Source organism: Mesorhizobium sp. M8A.F.Ca.ET.161.01.1.1 (genome assembly GCF_004792105.1).
Classification (GTDB): Bacteria; Pseudomonadota; Alphaproteobacteria; order Rhizobiales; family Rhizobiaceae; genus Mesorhizobium.
This window is the reverse complement of the sequence record NZ_SRTD01000557.1, coordinates 1-278: the sequence shown is the minus strand read 5'-3', so window position 1 is coordinate 278 and position 278 is coordinate 1. Positions and strand designations below refer to the sequence as shown.

The 278-nt window shown below is 62.2% G+C and carries 1 pseudogene; it reads right to left on the bottom strand.

Annotated features, from left to right (window positions below):
• Positions 1-278, bottom strand: a pseudogene (locus EN804_RS37000) (ABC transporter substrate-binding protein); the annotation flags it as partial.

The window sequence follows — 278 nt, the reverse complement described above, 5'->3', positions numbered from 1 at the left end:
GGCGTTTCGTCTGGTCGGCCTCAACATAGGCGGCCTTCATCAGCTCGATCGCCTTCGGATCATCCCACATCAGGGAAGCGTTCTTGTCCTTGTTGCCGACATAAAAGGCATACATCAGCGCCGGGTCGAGGCGCGGAGCGACCGACTGCGAGATCACCTGATAATTGCCGGAGCGGCGGCGATCCACCTGGGTGGCATAGTCCAGCACCTCGATCTGCACGTTGAGGCCCGCCTGCTGCATCATCGCCTGCGCCATGACTGCGGCCGGGAAGCTCGGC